Origin of the sequence: Segatella copri (genome assembly GCF_015074785.1) — a bacterium.
Classification (GTDB): Bacteria; Bacteroidota; Bacteroidia; order Bacteroidales; family Bacteroidaceae; genus Prevotella.
On record NZ_CP042464.1, the window covers coordinates 2,789,773 to 2,805,922 of the forward strand.

Genomic DNA, 16,150 nt, shown 5'->3' on the forward strand with positions numbered 1-16,150 from the left:
TAATAACAAGGAACAAGGGATAATATTGCATCCTACTGTCATTTTTCTCCATGAAAGACCTGTTCTCGCAAAGTGTTATACAATGTCACTCGTTTAAACAGTAACAAAAAGCTATATTTATCCTTCTGCTATCTTCCATTCACCAATGGTTCGCTTCTGGCTGTCGTAGTTGATTCCTACTTTTACCATTCGTTTGCCGTCAGCTGAATAAGGAATGAGATAGCCTTTGTCATCAATCTGTTTCAAAGCTTCCTCAGCCGTCTTATCAAACTTCAATTCCATCACATAGATTGTATCCGGCATGTGAAGAACGGCATCTGCTCTGCCTATTGCACTATCCTCCTCCACCAAGATGTAAGCACCCATCAAATTAAAAATGAGATAAAAGACCGTTTGGAAGTCCTTCTCGTTCTTGTTGGCAAGTCGATTGGAGATACTGGCGAGATAAGCCTGCATTTTCTGCAAAGCACCATCCATATTATTGTTATATAGTTGCTCCAAAAAGTCGAAGATGAAACTATTATTGTTCAACGCTATAGGAGAGAGATAGTTAGGAGCCAAGGAACGAACCATTCCTACACGCACTTCCTTGTTTGGATAATCCAGCTGATAGCTCTGCAAGATAGGGTTATACTTCTTGATGGTGAGATACCCACTCTGATAAAGCAATGGTAAAGCAGAAGTCATCTGCTCAGGAGAGACATCGAAATCATCCACCCCTACGGATTTCTGTTCTATATCCATCACCCCCACATGATGTTTGCGTAAAGTGTTGATAATGTATGCAGGAGTACCTGAACTAAACCAATAAGCTGCTATTTCCTTACTTCTCAACGCTTTAACCAGACTAAACGGATTAAACACATCTTCTGATTTTTTACTGAAATGATAACCATCATAATATGAACTCAACTCGGCAACCGTTTCATCAAAAGTTTTTCCCAAAGACTTGGCTAGCAACTCAACATCAGGCTTCATCGCCGTCAGTAGTTCTGTCTTGCTGATACCACAGATAGCAGAATACTGATCGAACATGCTGATATTATCCAAATTATTGATCTCGCTAAAGATACTCAACTGAGAGAACTTGGTGATACCCGTGATAAAGGTAAATTCCAGCCAAGGGTCGAGATATTTCAATGGGCTATAGAACTTCCTCATAACCAAGCGCAATGGCATCAAACTTTCCTTCTCATGCACGACATCCAAGAGAGGAGCATCATATTCGTCTATCAAAACAACCACCTTTTGATCCGTCTTCTTATAGGCACGCTTTACCAAAGACTGCAAACGCTGGCTCGGCTGCACCGCCAATTCGTCACGTCCATAGACCTGCTCATATTCTGAAAGCATGTAGCCCAGCATCTCTTCTAACCCTTCGGGTGTCTGATTTTTGGCAGTACTCATGTCGAAGTGAAGAACAGGACGTTTCACCCATTCTTTCTCATATTCGCCAAGTGCCAAACCATCAAACAGTTCCTTCCTGCCCTCATAATATGCCTGGAGCGTAGAGACAAAAAGCGACTTACCGAATCGTCTTGGACGACTCAGAAACACATATTTAGAACCATTACGCAAGAAATCGACAATATACCTTGTCTTATCTACGTACACATAATTACCCTCTCGTATATCAGAGAAAGTTTGCATTCCTACTGGGTATTTTCTTATCTCTTCCATAGCCATATTACTTTAGACGGTGCGAAGTTACGAATAAAATATCAGATACGCAAATAAAAAGACAAAAAAAGAGAGGCGAGCTTCACAGCCAGCCTCTCCCGAGAGATTTATAGAAAATGCCACTCATGGCATTCCTATATCTTGATTAAAAATATTATCTTATTAAAATATTCCATTAACAGCGATTACTCACCGTAACCCGTATTCTGCTTGATGTTAGGGTTGGCGTTGATCTCTGCCTGCGGAATGGCAGCAATAGCCTTGAAGTAATCACGGTCGAAAGACTGAGCTTCCTTGCTCAATGTCTTGTGCCAACCCTTATCAGCTTCACTTGTATAACGGGTGATAGTCTCGTTATTACGCAAAGCATCAAAGTAACGCTGTCCCTCGCCAATCAACTCCTTACGACGCTCAATCAAGATACGCTCAAGTGTGATGTTATCCACTGTTGCCAAAGAAGCCTCTGTTGTGGTACGGTTCTTTACCAAATCATTCAGATACTCTACAGCCTTAGTCTTGTCATTTTTTCTAAATGCACACTCTGCAGCTGTCAAGTAAACCTCAGAAAGACGGATAATTGGAACGATAGTAACATTACGAAGATTATCACCTTGACCACGCAACTTGTTCAGAAATACCTTGTTGGTACCATAAGTTGCCACCTCTTTGGGTGCAGTTGCAGGCAAGAACATATCGTTACGAACATCTTTTGGGTCTGAAGTAAGCATGTCAACAAACTTCTTAGTAGCAACCATTTCCTTGTAGCCATCACGCTGCTGGAGGTTACCGATACCATTCAAGTCATTGTTGTCTGTAGAACCTGCCACATTGAGACGGAACAAGAACTCACTTTCATTAGGAGTTGAAGCATCCCATGCTTTGAAGTATTGGTCACGAGTCCACAACGCTGCGCCAGAATTCTTGATAATATCCTCAGCAACAGACAAGGCGTTAGCATAATCACCCATATTCAAATAAACACGAGAAAGGATTGCCTTTGCTCCCCAAACGCTTACATAACCTGGTTCTGTCTCTGTAGCAAGAGCATTAGAGCTGATAGCCTCAGTCAAATCCTTCACTACTTGGGTGTAAACCTCAGCAACAGTGCTACGAGCAGGTTTTGCATTAGACTCCAGCACTCCTGTTACCAATGGTACACCAAGAGATGCACCCTGATCCTCTGTATATGGCTTACCATAGATACGAACAAGGTCAAAATGAGCAAGGGCACGGAGTACCTTTGCCTCTGCCGCATACTGGTCAATAGTAGCCTTAGCCTCTGCTGCATCGCTCAAAGCACCACCTTCTGCAGCAGCGATGATACGATTAGCACGGCCAATAACAATATATGGTGATTTCCAAGCTACGTTACTGGAAGAAGTACTTGATACAAACTCAGATGCTGTTTGGTAGTTCATGTCATAGTAAAAACTAGCGCGGTTAGAACCACCAAGATTATTATACTGATAATCATCACCTGCATGAACATCACCATAAACAAAGAATTGCTGACCATAGTAATCTACCAAGCTGCTGTTTCCCTTCAAAGCCTTGTACATACCCGTTCTCGCAGCAGCCAAGTCTGAACTGCTGGTCAAGGCTGCATCTGCATCTGTACCATCAGAAGGAGCTACGTCCAACCAATCATTGACGCAAGATGACAGGCTGGCTGCCAAAATAGCGCAGCCCATTACCTTATATATTGATTTTAATACTTTCATTGTATTTCGTTCTTTTATAAATTAGAAACTAAGTTCGATACCAAATGTATAAGTTCTCAAAGCTGGCATTTCGAATGTACACAAGCCATCCGCTGGTGTCTCTGGATCAACATAAAGATCCTTAGACTTCCAGGTCAACAAGTTGTTGGCAGAGAAATATACACGAGCCTTGCTCAAGCCGAGGTTGCTGATCCACTCCTTTGGTGCAGAGAAACCTAAGGTAAGGTTCTTCAAGCGAAGATAATCGTTAGGCATCAACCAACGAGAAGACAACACACGCTTACCATAACCAGCCTGGAACTTAGGCAACTTAGCATTATCGCCTGGTTTCTGCCACATATCCTCCAACTTATAGTAAGAAGGGATTGCTCCATAGAGGGTGTATGTACCACCATTATCGTGCAACCAAGTAGCATAATCGTAAGAGTCACCGCCCAACTTATAGGTCAAAGTAAAGTTGAAGTCGATAAACTTCCACTTGATGAAGTTAGACAAACCACCCTCAAGTGCTGGCTCATGATGACCAACAATAGTCTTGTTTGCCTCAGCTACATTAGTAGTGGTCTTGCGAGCATTCTCAGTTCCATCATTGATGTAATAGCTCTCCAAACCTGTCTCAGGGTCAACACCTGCATACTCATACATATAGTAAGAATAGTAAGGCTTACCTACCTGATGAATCATGGCACCGCTGATAATCTTGTCATCATCACCTGTCAACTCTGTTACCTTGTTGGAGTTATGACCAAAGTTCAGAGAAGTAGTCCAAAGGAAGTCCTTCTTCTGAATGTTGGTAGAAGAAATGGTCACCTCAATACCTTGGTTACGCATAGAACCTACATTCTGAGCCATGGTAGCCAACAGAGAAGAATCATCATAGTAACCTGGAATCATAGAGATAGGACGGTTCATAATCAAATTGGATGTATTACGAACGTAGTAATCCAATGTTACAGAGATACGGTTGAGGAATGTCAAGTCAAGACCAAAGTTCCAAGCCTTGTTCTGCTCCCACTTCAAGTCCTTGTTGGCTACACCAATGATACCCATACCATTGCTACCATTGTAGTACTCACCATACTTATAAAGGTTCATGTAACTATACAAGCCAGATGGAAGAGTTCCGTTCACACCATAAGATACACGAATCTTACCATCGCTCAATATATCCTTGATAGAATCCATGAACTTTTCTGTACCAAAGCGCCAAGCACCAGATACAGACCAGAACGAACCCCAACGATTCTCACGTGCCATACGAGAACTACCATCACGACGATAGCTTACACCAGCATAATACAAATCGTTATAGTTGTAGTTGACACGACCCAAGAAAGAAGTCATCTTTGAGTCATACTTGTAACTCTGCATAGAGGTATCGCCAGAGTTAGCGAACTCATACAAGTTGCCAGGGTAGTCTGTACCAGAAGCGTATGAGTTGTTGTTATGCCATGCCTCTGTCTCGAAACCAAGCAAAGCATCCACATTGTGGGCACCAAAAGACTTATTGTATGTCAACTGTGTCTGAGTGTTCATGGTTGTCCACTCATTGTAAGTACGCTGCATCACACCATTTGAGCCAGAACCATTACCACAGAATTTGTCCCAAAGCACATCCTCGGTAGAGTTGATGTAGTCGTAAGCTACCTTCTCACGCAACTTCAAGTTATCCCAAATGTTCCATTCGAGAGCCAAGGTGCTGTAAGAACGTGTCGTATTGGTTTTATCTGACATGTGCTGGTTCTCATAAATAGGGTTATAACCATTGTTATAAGCGCCATCTGTCTTTGTCAGCAAATTACCATTCTTGTCATAGATAGCATTAGAAGGGCCGAGGAACCATACTGCACTTGAGATGGCACCAGCAAAAGAAGCGCCACCATCCATGGCAGAGTTCTGATGCATAGATGAAATCAAAGAACTAGCATCCAACTTGAACTTACCGAAGCGATGGCTTACGTTGAAGTTACCTGTCATACGCTCCAAACCAGAACGTTCTACAATACCATTCTGCTTAGCATAAGACAAAGAAGCATAGAACTTAGTCTTATCATTACCACCATTTACACTTGCCTGATAGTTCTGATTTGAACCATTTTTGAAAAGCGCATCACGCCAGTTTGCCCAACCATTCTCTGGTTTTGCTGCATAATCATCAATATTTTGATCGGCAAAAGCCGCAGCAGAGGCATCAGTAGTACCATCAATATTATCAAAAGCATAGTTTTTCAAACCTTGATAAATCAAGGCACGACGATCATCACCACTCAAAGTTGGGCGGTAGTTGATGGCCATATTAGAGAAACCCCAGTCGCTGCGGAAATCAACCTGGGTCTTACCTGCACTACCACTCTTGGTTGTAATGACAAGCACACCATTGGCTGCACGAGAACCATACAATGAAGCAGCGGCTGCATCCTTGATAACTGTGATAGACTCGATGTCATTGCTATTCAATGTAGAAAGCGCATTGGTACCAGAACCATTGTAACCATTACCAGACTCAGCATCATTGAAACCACTCAAGTTACCAGAGTTCATTGGAGTACCATCAATCACAATCAATGGATCGTTACCTGCATTGATAGAACCCATACCACGAATACGGATATAGTTCATTGCACCTGGCTGGCCAGAGAAAGAAGAAATAGAAACTCCTGGGATATTACCAGAAAGCTTATCTTCAACAGAAAGTGAAGGAACATCACTCAACTTAGCTGTTGACATGGAAGCAGCAGCACCTGTAAATGAGGATTTCTTAAAGTTACCATAACCTGTAACAATCACCTCGTCCAGGGTTTTGTTATCAGAAGTCAAAGCAATCTTCATGTTAGAACTTGCTTTAACAGTTTGTGGATTCATACCTATATAGGTAATCTCCAACTTGGAGCCGGCTGGAACATTCAAACTGAAGTTTCCATCGACATCCGTAACAGTACCCGTATTAGTACCAGCTACTTTGATTGATGCGCCAATAACAGGCTCACCATCCTCAGAAGCTACTACCTTACCGGTAACAGATGTTTGGGCAAAGGCTACTCCACAACTGAGAATTGCCCCCCCCACAAATAAAGCGATTCTTTTAAACATAATCTCTCTCTTTATTAGATAATAATTTATAAATTTATAATAATCGGCTGCAAAATTAGATTTTTTTTCGGATATTTGCAAATATTTTGAAAGAAAAATTTAATAACGCACATAAAAAAGTCTGTTTTTAACACTTCTACCTTGTCATATTGCAACAAAAAGGATATTTTTGCAGCAATAAGGCTATAATTTGTAAGAACAGAAATAAGAAGGTTCTTAAGTTATCTATACCGGCATCTGCCGGGTAAGACGTATTGCTTAAATACGTAGAACAAATAGATTAAATAGTCACAGTTCTACGATTTATCGGTTCTAACAATTAGTTCCGTTCGGTTGACGACATATGCCAGCAAGGTTGCTGACATATGTCAATAACTCGTTTGGCATATGTCAGGAACATTGTTGACATATGTCAGGAACATTGTTGGCATATGTCAGGAACCCTACAAATCTAATTCCGCAGACCAACAGATACGTTATCTATAAGCATAAGATATATCTGTTTCAGGCTTATTATCTGCAAAGAATAAATAGAATATCATACTGACTGCAGGGAGCGAAATACTTGACATACCACAAAAAAGAAAACGTTTACGGCACTTTTTAGTTAAAAAATTTGGGTATATTGCACATTTTTCGTAATTTTGCGCACGATTTCAACGACTAGAACAAAACAAAGTGGTTTTACACCTTATTATATATAGAGAGAATGATATATGTAGGGGATTGTCGTTAGTATAAACAAAAGTATTAAGATAACAATGACTCACAATTTGTTAAAAGGCAAGCGTGGCATCATCTTCGGTGCACTCAATGAGGAATCAATCGCTTGGAAAGTAGCTGTAAAGGCTGCTGAAGAGGGTGCTACTATCGCACTTAGTAATACAGCTATGGCTTTGCGTATGGGTACGCTGGATAAGCTCGCTGAACAGATCAACGCTCCTATCATCGCAGCTGATGCGACTAGCGTAGAAGACTTGGAAAAGGTATTCACAGAGGCTCAGGAGAAACTCGGTGGCAAAATCGACTTCGTGCTCCACTCTGTAGCTATGAGCCCTAACGTTCGCAAGCATCGTACATACGATGACCTCGACTACAACTTCCTGAACAAGACATTGGACATCTCTGCTATCTCTTTCCACAAGATGTTGCAGGTAGCCAAGAAGTTGGATGCTATCAACGAGTGGGGTTCTGTAGTAGCTCTCACATACGTAGCTTCTCAGCGTACATTCTTCGGTTACAACGATATGGCTGATGCCAAGAGCATGCTCGAAAGTATCGCCCGCAGCTTCGGTTACATCTATGGTCGTGAGAAGCACGTGCGTATCAACACCATCTCTCAGAGCCCTACAGCTACAACAGCAGGTAAGGGTATCAAGGATATCGAGAACATGATGGACTTCGCCGACAAGATGTCTCCACTCGGAAACGCCGTAGCAGAGGATTGCGCTAACTACTGCGTGATGATGTTCTCTGACTTCACCCGCAAGGTAACTATGCAGAACCTCTTCCACGATGGTGGTTTCTCATCAATGGGTATGAGCCTCCGTGCCATGAACCAGTATGCTAAGGATATGGCTCCTTATGAGGATGAGAACGGTAATGTTATCTACGGATAATCAGGCAGAAGAGAAAAAATCTCACTAATATACAAACAGGTATGTTCAGTAAAAATCTGAGCATACCTGTTTTTTTATTCATATCCACCCTCTATCTTAAACTTGGCAACAAGCGGAAGATGATCGCTGTATCCACCCAAATATCGTGGACCGAGATAGGTGCGGAAAGGTTTCTTTCCGCCATATTTCTCATCATCTTCTAAGAGAAATGGCAAATCTCCTATCTGACAACTCATCTTAAGCCGGGAAAGCGAAGGACTGAAGAGTATCTGGTCAAGGCTTCGCCAATCTCCATGCCAGCGATAAGTAGCCTTGGCACCATGAGAGCCTTTGACGCCAACAGATATATTAATAAGGTGATGCTGATAAAGATAACGAAGAGCCGGAGAATCGGAATAATCGTTGAAATCGCCGGCTACGATAATCCTTGCACTATCATTGAGCGCATAGATAGAATCTACAGCAGAAGCCAACTGGCTGGCTACCTGCAGGCGGTAGGGACGCGAAACCTGTTCGCCGCCACGCCGGCTAGGCGCATGCAATACAAAGACATGAAGCGTATCATCATTCATAATCCGCCCCGAAGCGTAGAGAATATCTCTCGTAGGGCGAGTATCAGGCAGCGGCTTGATGCGGATAGACCGGAACTGTATAAGCGCAAAAGAAGATGGCTGATAAAGTAAAGCCACATCTATGCCTCGTTCATCAGGCGAATCGGTCATCACATAATCATAATTCACACCGCGAAGAGCTGAACGCCGGGTTAAATCAAACAGCACACTATCGTTCTCCACTTCGCAAAGCGCCACAAAATCGGGAACATGCCAGGACTTCTCCGAGGGTCTTGAAGGATTATCTGGGGAGGCGGTACCAACAAGCGACAAATCTTCATAACCCAAAGCTACTATAGTCTTGGAAAGATTTGCCAGCTTGCGCCAATAGCGATAAGGCGTCCACTTGTAACTGCTCTGTGGCAGGAATTCATAGTCATTCTTCAGCGAATCATGCTTCGTATCGAAGAGGTTTTCGCAGTTCAACTCCACAAAAGTGAGGAAACTTGATAAGATGAGAGTGAAAAACATAACATTTTATTTTGTATTGTCAACGATTTGATGTATCTTTGCAGTCGGTTTACAATGGTCCTATAGTTTAACGGATAGAACGGAGGTTTCCTAAACCTTTGATCCGAGTTCGATTCTCGGTGGGACCACGTACTTTCCTTATCATTCCAGAGATGATAAAACAATAAAGGTCGCTCCTGACAATCAGGAAGCGACCTTTATTATTTTTATATTCTTTCCAGTATCTTTCTCTATCCGACATACATCAGACAGAGAAAGAATGAAGAGTTTCTGATTACTTAACTTCTGCAACCTCCTCAGCTGGCTCTTCCTTAATCTTACGACCAAGAACGATGTAAGCCATTGGAGATGCAATGAAGATAGATGACAATGTACCGAATACAACACCCAGGATCATTGCGAATGAGAAGCTGCGGATGCTGTCACCACCGAGGATGAAGATACAGAGCAACACGAGCAATGTAGATGTAGATGTATTGATGGTACGAGCCAATGTCTCATTGATAGATGCATTGAAGAGCTGCTGACGGTCGCCCTTAGGATGCAACTTCAAGTTCTCACGGATACGGTCGAACACAACCACCTTATCGTTGATAGAGTAACCTACCACGGTCAGGATAGCACCGATGAAGGTCTGGTCAATCTCCAATGAGAATGGAACGAGACCCCACAGGAGTGAGTAGAAACCGATTACTGTCAAGGCATCAAATGCCAAAGCTACAGTAGAACCTACAGAGAAGGCCACGTTGCGGAAACGTATCAGGATGTAGAGGAAGATAGCAATCAATGCGAAGAGCACACTATAGATAGCACCCATAGTGATATCCTTAGCTACAGAAGGACCTACCTTTGTACTACTGATGATAGAACCACCCTGACGAACATCTGGGTTCTTGAATGCCTCAACACTCTTCTGAGATACCAGGTTAGCCTTCTTCAAGGCATTGTAAAGGATAGTCTCAGCCTCATCGTCAACAGTTGGACTGTTGCTCTCAATCATATAGTTGGTAGATACACGGATAGTCTTACCGTCTGTACCGATAGCGATAGCGCCAGTAGTTGCCTTGGTGCCGTCTGCATTAACGAATGCATCACCAAGAACGGTACGAATCTGCTCAGGCTCTACAGGATTCTCGAACTGTACTACATAGTTACGACCACCAGTAAAGTCGATACTCTTACTCAAGCCACGAACAAAGAAGCTACCGATGAATACCACAGCTGCTACGATGGCAACGGTGAAGGTAGTCTTGTACATAGACATGAACTTATACTTCTTGCCCTGCATCAGGTTGTGAGAAACTGGAGTATCAAACTTGCAGTGCATCCACTTATCGTGGTTCAACTTATAATCGTAAACCAGACGAGTCAGGAACACAGCAGTGAAGAATGAAACTACGATACCGATGATCCATGTAGTAGCGAAACCACGGATAGGACCTGTACCGGTAGTCAACAGGATAACACCAGTAATCAAAGATGTCAAGTTAGAGTCGAAGATAGCAGAGAAAGCGTTGCCATAACCGGCAGCTACAGCCTGTTTCATACCCTTACCGGAGCGGAGCTCCTCCTTGATACGTTCATATATAAGCACGTTGGCATCCACGGCAGTACCCAGAGACAAGACCATACCGGCAAGACCTGGTAACGTCAGAGCTGCCTGGAAGGACGTCAGAATACCCAACGTGAAGAATACGTTGACGAGCAAAGCCAGGTTAGCCATCATACCAGGAATGACATTGTACATCATCACCATGTAAACCATCAGGAGTACGAAAGCTACAACGAATGATACAATACCCATCTGGATAGACTGTGCACCGAGTGTAGGACCTACAACCTCCTCCTGAACGATACGTGCAGGAGCTGGCATACGACCAGACTTCAATGTGTTAGCCAAGTCCTTGGTATCCTCGATAGTGAAGTTACCGGAAATCTGAGAGCTACCACCATCAATCTCGCCGTTTACACGAGGAGCAGAGTAAACTACGCCATCCAGAACGATAGCAATAGCCTTACCTACGTTAGCCTTGGTCATCTGAGCCCACTTACGTGCGCCCTCAGTATTCATCTTCATGCTAACAACAGGTGAACCCATCTGGTCGAACTCGTCCTTAGCATCGGTAATTACATCACCCTCCAGTGGAGCACGACCTGTAGTGGTAGTAACCTTCAAGGCGTGAAGCTCAAAGATATTCTTAACCTTCAGGTTATCAGCTGGCTTAGCACTCCAAAGCAGACGCAAGTCTGATGGCAAAACGCGCTTAGCCACAGCAGAGTAGATAATCTTGTTGATGGCAGCAGTATCGCGAACGCTAGCATAACCAACAGTGCTCAAACCACCACCGAGCTGCAAACGAGCCAACAATGGGTGAGCCTTGATAGCAGCAGCATTCTGAGCATCCTCGCCTACCTTGCTTGCAGCATCGTCCTTCTTCTTGATAGAGAACTTAGCCTCAGCCTTCTTAGGCTCAGCCTTAGCAACTTCCTTCTTAGCTGCTGCAGAATCTGCTGCAACTGTATCGTTCTTCTCCTCACCATTATCACCATTTGCGATACGGGTATCAAGCTGCTGGAGATAAGGAGCGATTTCCTCTGAGTTGTATGTCTCCCAGAACTCAAGGTTAGCACTACCCTGGAGCATCTTACGCATACGCTCTGGCTGGCTGATACCTGGCATTTCTACCATGATACGGCCCTGCTGACCTTCCAACTTCTGGATGTTAGGCTGTACAACACCAAACTTATCGATACGGGTGCGGACAACGTTGAAAGAGTTGTCGATAGCATCCTGTACAGAAGCGCGGATAGCCTTCTCTACCTCTGCGTCGCTGCTCTGAGGAGAAACCTTGCCCTGCAACTGCTGGGTAGCGAACACTTCTGCGAGTTTATGACCTGGTGCGCTCTTATGATAAGCGTTAATGAAAAGTGACACGAAGTCACCACCGTTAGCTTCTTCCTGAGCTCTAGCTTCCTTCATGGCATTGGTAAAACCAGCGTCGGTCTTATGATCGGCAAGGTTTTCAAGTACATCAGGTACAGAAATCTCAAGAATTACATTCATACCGCCCTTAAGGTCAAGTCCAAGACCAATCTGAGTCTCCAAGCAGTTCTGGTAAGAATAAACACCTAAGTACTTAACAGAATCCTTATAATCCTGCTGAGCAATAGGATCTTTAATCTTTGCAGCCTCGCTGTCATAGTAACGTGTGGCAAACGAGAATGACAAATAGAAGATACTTGCGAGGGTCAGTAAGACGGCTACACAAATTACAATTCCTTTGTTTTGCATTTCTATTTATTGTTATTAATTATTTGTTTCTTTTCAATTGCTTTTAGGGATTTTTTCAAAAACCTCCATAAAGTTGTGCAAAAATAAGCATTTTTTTTCTTATATAAGAATAATTTGCTCTATTTTTGCTTTTTAGGGCGCATTTTTAGCTTACAAATGATAGGATAGTGGTCTGAAACGGCGATTTTATCATCAATTTTACATTCATAAGGCTCCCAATCGTCTGAACACATGATATTGTCAATGCGAACAAAAAAGCCTCCATGATGATAGCTGATACCCGGTCCGTTACCACTTGCAATGTAGCAATCCGTCAAATCTTTAGCTATCGTACGATGAGCATAAGAGATAGGACCATCATTAAAGTCACCGCACAAAATAATACTCTGTTCTTTATGCTGCTGAATGTATTTTGCTACAGCCTCAGCCTCAGGAGCCCGTTTCTTTGTTGCCTCGGCAAGTTTTACAACGAGCAGTTTGGACGTTTCTTCTGCAGTATCAACCTGCAATTTTCCGATAACCAGATTCTTGAACTGGCGTCTGTCCTCTAAACTTAAGCCGGTTGTTTCCAAATGATTATTGATGAGAAGGACCTCTCTATCTTTCACTTTCAGACGATACGCCACACTCATATTTCCTTTCGATTCATAAGGAATTCGCTCTTTTGAAAGAATAGGGTATTTACTGAGCAACATAAGACAATTTCCACCATTTATGTGCATCGTAGTATCCTGATAAGCATACATCGGCTTGAGCATACTATCTATCTGCTCAACATTCCGGGAAGTAGGACATGCTTCCTGCAGACAAACAATATCAGCATCCTGCTCCTGCAGATAAGCAATACAGATATTAGTTCCTTCGGCATCCTCAGTCTGTGCACCAAAATTCCAGGTATTATATGATAGAACTTTGATACAACCTTTTGGAGTTTCGCCAGAAAAGTTGATTGGCATATACTTGCGGACAGGAACAAAACAGATCAAGAAGCCTAAGAATGGAATAATGGCATACTTAGACCGGAAGAGCAACCAGAAAAGCAAAAAGCCTAAGTTAACTATAAGAAAAACCGGGAAAAGTAAGCCAAGATTAGCCAATGCGGCGAACTTTTCTGGCTGAAAGAAGTCAGAAAAGCCCACCAGCAACATGATAATGATAGTTGCCACATTAGCACCAGCTACCATCTTATATGTAAATTCCTTAAATCCTTTAAACATAGTTTCCTACTTATTACTCTGATCAAAGAGCATCTGCTTTTCACTCTGAGTCAAGCTATCATAACCGCTTTTCCTTATCTTATCCAAGATCCTATCTATCTCTTCCTGAGATACGACCTTTTCATTGGTCTTACATTCAGCATCCTGTTCATAAGTCGGATTATAAGATTCATTCTTGGTATAAGTAAAATGCGTTCTACCAGCCCGACGCTTTCCGCCGAACATACCTTTCAACTTATCGAATGCATCAGCAGAATTAGACTGATAGTAACCATTACCAATCTGCTTACGCCAATAACGGATCAGGAAGAATCCAAAGACCATACCTCCCAAATGGGCAATATGAGCCACACCGTCATCAGAGAGAGAGAATGTTGAAACCAATTCAATGACAGCATAGCCTATCACGAAGAATTTAGCTTTAATAGGAACTGGCAACGGGAAAATGAAGAGACGCTCGTTTGGATAAATCATACCAAAGGCAAGCAATATGGCATAAATAGCTCCTGAAGCACCCACGGTAGTCCATAGGTTCAGATATTGCTCCATTGTTATTCTGGCTCCATTAACACTAACATAATCATAAGCTGCCATATCCTTTGCCACATAGGTAATATACTGTGCAGCTTCCTGGAACAAACCTGCTCCCACTCCACACGCTATGTAATAAAAAAGGAATTTCTTTGGTCCCCAAACTCTTTCAACCACACAGCCAAACATCCATAAGGCAAACATATTAAAGAGAATATGCTGGAAACCACCATGCATAAACATGTAGGTAACTAACTGATAAATATGGAAATCGGATGCCAGGAAGAAATGAAGCCCAAACATATCTGTCAGGCCAGAACCGCCACCCATACTCTTGTCCATCAGCATGCATGCCAGGAATGCTACTACATTCACTATCAGCAAATTCTTTGTTACAATTGGAATATTGCGCATAACTTTATTTCTATAAACAGTTTAATAATCTGAATAATATTTGTATTTTGGCGACAAAATTACGAAAAATATCCGTGAAAACACCAAAAAATAGACTTATTACACTTAAATTTCAATAATTTCATCACTTTTCTGCTTTTTTTATTTGAACTTTCACAAGAAAAAGCTATATTTGTAAACGAATTCAACTAAGAAACAACAATATTATTCATTTAATAACGAAAAATTATGAACAAGACAGAATTGATTGACAAGATTGCAGCAGGTGCTGAGATTACAAAGGCACAGGCTAAGGCCGCTCTTGAAGCTACAACAAACGCATTGAAGGAAGCCCTCATTGCAGGTGACAAGATCCAGTTGGTAGGTTTCGGTACATTCAGCATTAACGAGCGTCCTGCTCGTGAGGGTATCAATCCAGCTACTAAGGAGAAGATCCAGATTGCAGCTAAAAAGGTTGCTAAGTTCAAGGCTGGTGCTGAGCTTGCAGATGCAATCAACAAATAATTGTAAAGATTATTTTAATTATAAATATAGGGCAGTCCTTTATGGCTGCCCTATATTTTTTTTATTCTATTCAAGTTTATTCAAATTTAAATCTTCATGTTTGATCCTTTATTTTGGCTGCTTTCCGATATATGCCAAGATACCACCATCTACATAGAGAATGTGACCATTCACTGCATTAGAAGCATCTGAAGCCAAGAAAACAGCAGGACCAGTCAACTCTTCTGGTTCCAACCAGCGACCTGCAGGAGTCTTTGCACAGATAAAGCTGTCGAATGGATGACGGCTACCATCTGGCTGACGCTCACGGAGAGGTGCTGTCTGAGGAGTTGCGATGTAACCAGGGCCCAAGCCATTGCACTGGATGTTGTACTCACCATACTCTGAGCAGATGTTACGTGTCAACATCTTCAAGCCACCCTTGGCAGCTGCGTATGCAGAAACAGTCTCACGGCCCAGCTCGCTCATCATAGAGCAGATGTTGATAATCTTACCATGACCCTTCTTGATCATACCAGGGATAACTGCCTTAGATACGATGAAAGGTGCAGTGAGGTCAATGTCAATAACCTGCTTGAAGTCATCTACAGACATCTCTGTCATAGGAATACGCTTGATAATACCTGCGTTGTTTACCAAAATATCAATAACACCAAGTTCCTTCTCGATGTCAGCTACCATGTTTTTCACCTGTTCCTCGTCTGTTACATCACAGATATAACCCTTTGCCTCAATACCCTTTGCTTTGTAATCTGCAAGAGCCTGATCCATGTGGTGCTGGCTGCGGCAATTGAAAGCAATCTTAGCACCAGCTTTGGCATAAGCCTCAGCCATAGCAAACCCGATACCATAAGCGGCACCTGTAACGAGGGCTACTTTACCCTCTAATGAGAATAGTTTATTAAAGTCCATAATTTTATTTTTTATAAATTGTTTGATTTGTTACGAGGGCAAAGATACAAAATAATTTTGAATATCACCCTAAATCAATACGAAAGAT

10 protein-coding genes and 1 tRNA gene are annotated in these 16,150 nt (G+C 42.5%); 3 read left to right on the plus strand and 8 right to left on the minus strand.

Going from position 1 to position 16,150, the window contains the following annotated elements:
* Positions 1 to 117: 117 nt before the first annotated feature.
* From FO447_RS11570 to FO447_RS11580, 3 genes are all read right to left on the minus strand, one after another.
* The gene (locus FO447_RS11570) at positions 118 to 1,680 is read right to left on the minus strand and encodes an ATP-binding protein (RefSeq protein WP_200756452.1); all 1,563 of its coding nucleotides are present in this window, start codon (positions 1,678 to 1,680) and stop codon (positions 118 to 120) included.
* A gap of 185 nt (positions 1,681 to 1,865) precedes the next feature.
* Positions 1,866 to 3,401 (minus strand): RagB/SusD family nutrient uptake outer membrane protein, encoded by a 1,536-nt coding sequence (locus tag FO447_RS11575; RefSeq protein WP_200756454.1) that lies wholly within the window; start codon positions 3,399 to 3,401, stop codon positions 1,866 to 1,868.
* 21 nt (positions 3,402 to 3,422) lie between these two features.
* Complete coding sequence (locus tag FO447_RS11580) at positions 3,423 to 6,491, minus strand: SusC/RagA family TonB-linked outer membrane protein (protein WP_200756456.1); 3,069 nt, start codon at positions 6,489 to 6,491, stop codon at positions 3,423 to 3,425.
* Positions 6,492 to 7,252: 761 nt separating this feature from the next.
* Between FO447_RS11580 and FO447_RS11585 the strand changes: the two genes are divergently transcribed.
* A complete protein-coding gene (locus FO447_RS11585; protein WP_006848080.1) occupies positions 7,253 to 8,110 on the plus strand; it encodes an enoyl-ACP reductase FabI in 858 nt (285 codons plus the stop codon).
* A 74-nt stretch (positions 8,111 to 8,184) separates the two neighbouring features.
* Here FO447_RS11585 and FO447_RS11590 read toward each other — a convergent pair whose 3' ends face one another.
* Positions 8,185 to 9,192: an endonuclease/exonuclease/phosphatase family protein gene (locus tag FO447_RS11590; protein WP_200756458.1), complete on the minus strand. Its 1,008-nt coding sequence runs from the start codon at positions 9,190 to 9,192 to the stop codon at positions 8,185 to 8,187.
* Between the two features lie 56 nt (positions 9,193 to 9,248).
* Between FO447_RS11590 and FO447_RS11595 the strand changes: the two genes are divergently transcribed.
* Positions 9,249 to 9,320, plus strand: a tRNA-Arg gene (locus FO447_RS11595).
* Between the two features lie 146 nt (positions 9,321 to 9,466).
* Here the strand turns inward: FO447_RS11595 and secDF are convergent.
* From secDF to FO447_RS11610, 3 genes are all read right to left on the minus strand, one after another.
* Positions 9,467 to 12,484: a protein translocase subunit SecDF gene (secDF, locus tag FO447_RS11600; protein WP_117587233.1), complete on the minus strand. Its 3,018-nt coding sequence runs from the start codon at positions 12,482 to 12,484 to the stop codon at positions 9,467 to 9,469.
* 119 nt (positions 12,485 to 12,603) lie between these two features.
* Positions 12,604 to 13,701: an endonuclease/exonuclease/phosphatase family protein gene (locus tag FO447_RS11605; protein ID WP_118140406.1), complete on the minus strand. Its 1,098-nt coding sequence runs from the start codon at positions 13,699 to 13,701 to the stop codon at positions 12,604 to 12,606.
* Positions 13,702 to 13,707: 6 nt separating this feature from the next.
* Entirely contained in the window at positions 13,708 to 14,646 is a 939-nt protein-coding gene (locus FO447_RS11610) for a rhomboid family intramembrane serine protease (protein ID WP_118064749.1), read from the minus strand.
* A 228-nt stretch (positions 14,647 to 14,874) separates the two neighbouring features.
* Here FO447_RS11610 and FO447_RS11615 point away from each other — a divergent pair, with 228 nt between their 5' ends.
* On the plus strand, positions 14,875 to 15,150 hold the full coding sequence (locus FO447_RS11615; RefSeq protein WP_006848085.1) for an HU family DNA-binding protein: 276 nt from the start codon (positions 14,875 to 14,877) through the stop codon (positions 15,148 to 15,150).
* A 108-nt stretch (positions 15,151 to 15,258) separates the two neighbouring features.
* Here the strand turns inward: FO447_RS11615 and FO447_RS11620 are convergent, their stop codons facing one another.
* Complete coding sequence (locus tag FO447_RS11620) at positions 15,259 to 16,062, minus strand: gluconate 5-dehydrogenase (protein ID WP_200756460.1); 804 nt, start codon at positions 16,060 to 16,062, stop codon at positions 15,259 to 15,261.
* Positions 16,063 to 16,150: the final 88 nt, after the last annotated feature.

What these genes read in the sequence shown, in the direction of transcription:
- FO447_RS11610 (WP_118064749.1), bottom strand. Translation starts at nt 14,646, where the DNA reads ATGCGCAATATTCCAATTGTAACAAAGAATTTGCTGATAGTGAATGTA.
- FO447_RS11585 (WP_006848080.1), top strand. Translation starts at nt 7,253, where the DNA reads ATGACTCACAATTTGTTAAAAGGCAAGCGTGGCATCATCTTCGGTGCA.
- FO447_RS11580 (WP_200756456.1), bottom strand. Translation starts at nt 6,491, where the DNA reads ATGTTTAAAAGAATCGCTTTATTTGTGGGGGGGGCAATTCTCAGTTGT.
- FO447_RS11575 (WP_200756454.1), bottom strand. Translation starts at nt 3,401, where the DNA reads ATGAAAGTATTAAAATCAATATATAAGGTAATGGGCTGCGCTATTTTG.
- secDF (WP_117587233.1), bottom strand. Translation starts at nt 12,484, where the DNA reads ATGCAAAACAAAGGAATTGTAATTTGTGTAGCCGTCTTACTGACCCTC.
- FO447_RS11620 (WP_200756460.1), bottom strand. Translation starts at nt 16,062, where the DNA reads ATGGACTTTAATAAACTATTCTCATTAGAGGGTAAAGTAGCCCTCGTT.
- FO447_RS11605 (WP_118140406.1), bottom strand. Translation starts at nt 13,701, where the DNA reads ATGTTTAAAGGATTTAAGGAATTTACATATAAGATGGTAGCTGGTGCT.
- FO447_RS11615 (WP_006848085.1), top strand. Translation starts at nt 14,875, where the DNA reads ATGAACAAGACAGAATTGATTGACAAGATTGCAGCAGGTGCTGAGATT.
- FO447_RS11570 (WP_200756452.1), bottom strand. Translation starts at nt 1,680, where the DNA reads ATGGAAGAGATAAGAAAATACCCAGTAGGAATGCAAACTTTCTCTGAT.
- FO447_RS11590 (WP_200756458.1), bottom strand. Translation starts at nt 9,192, where the DNA reads ATGTTTTTCACTCTCATCTTATCAAGTTTCCTCACTTTTGTGGAGTTG.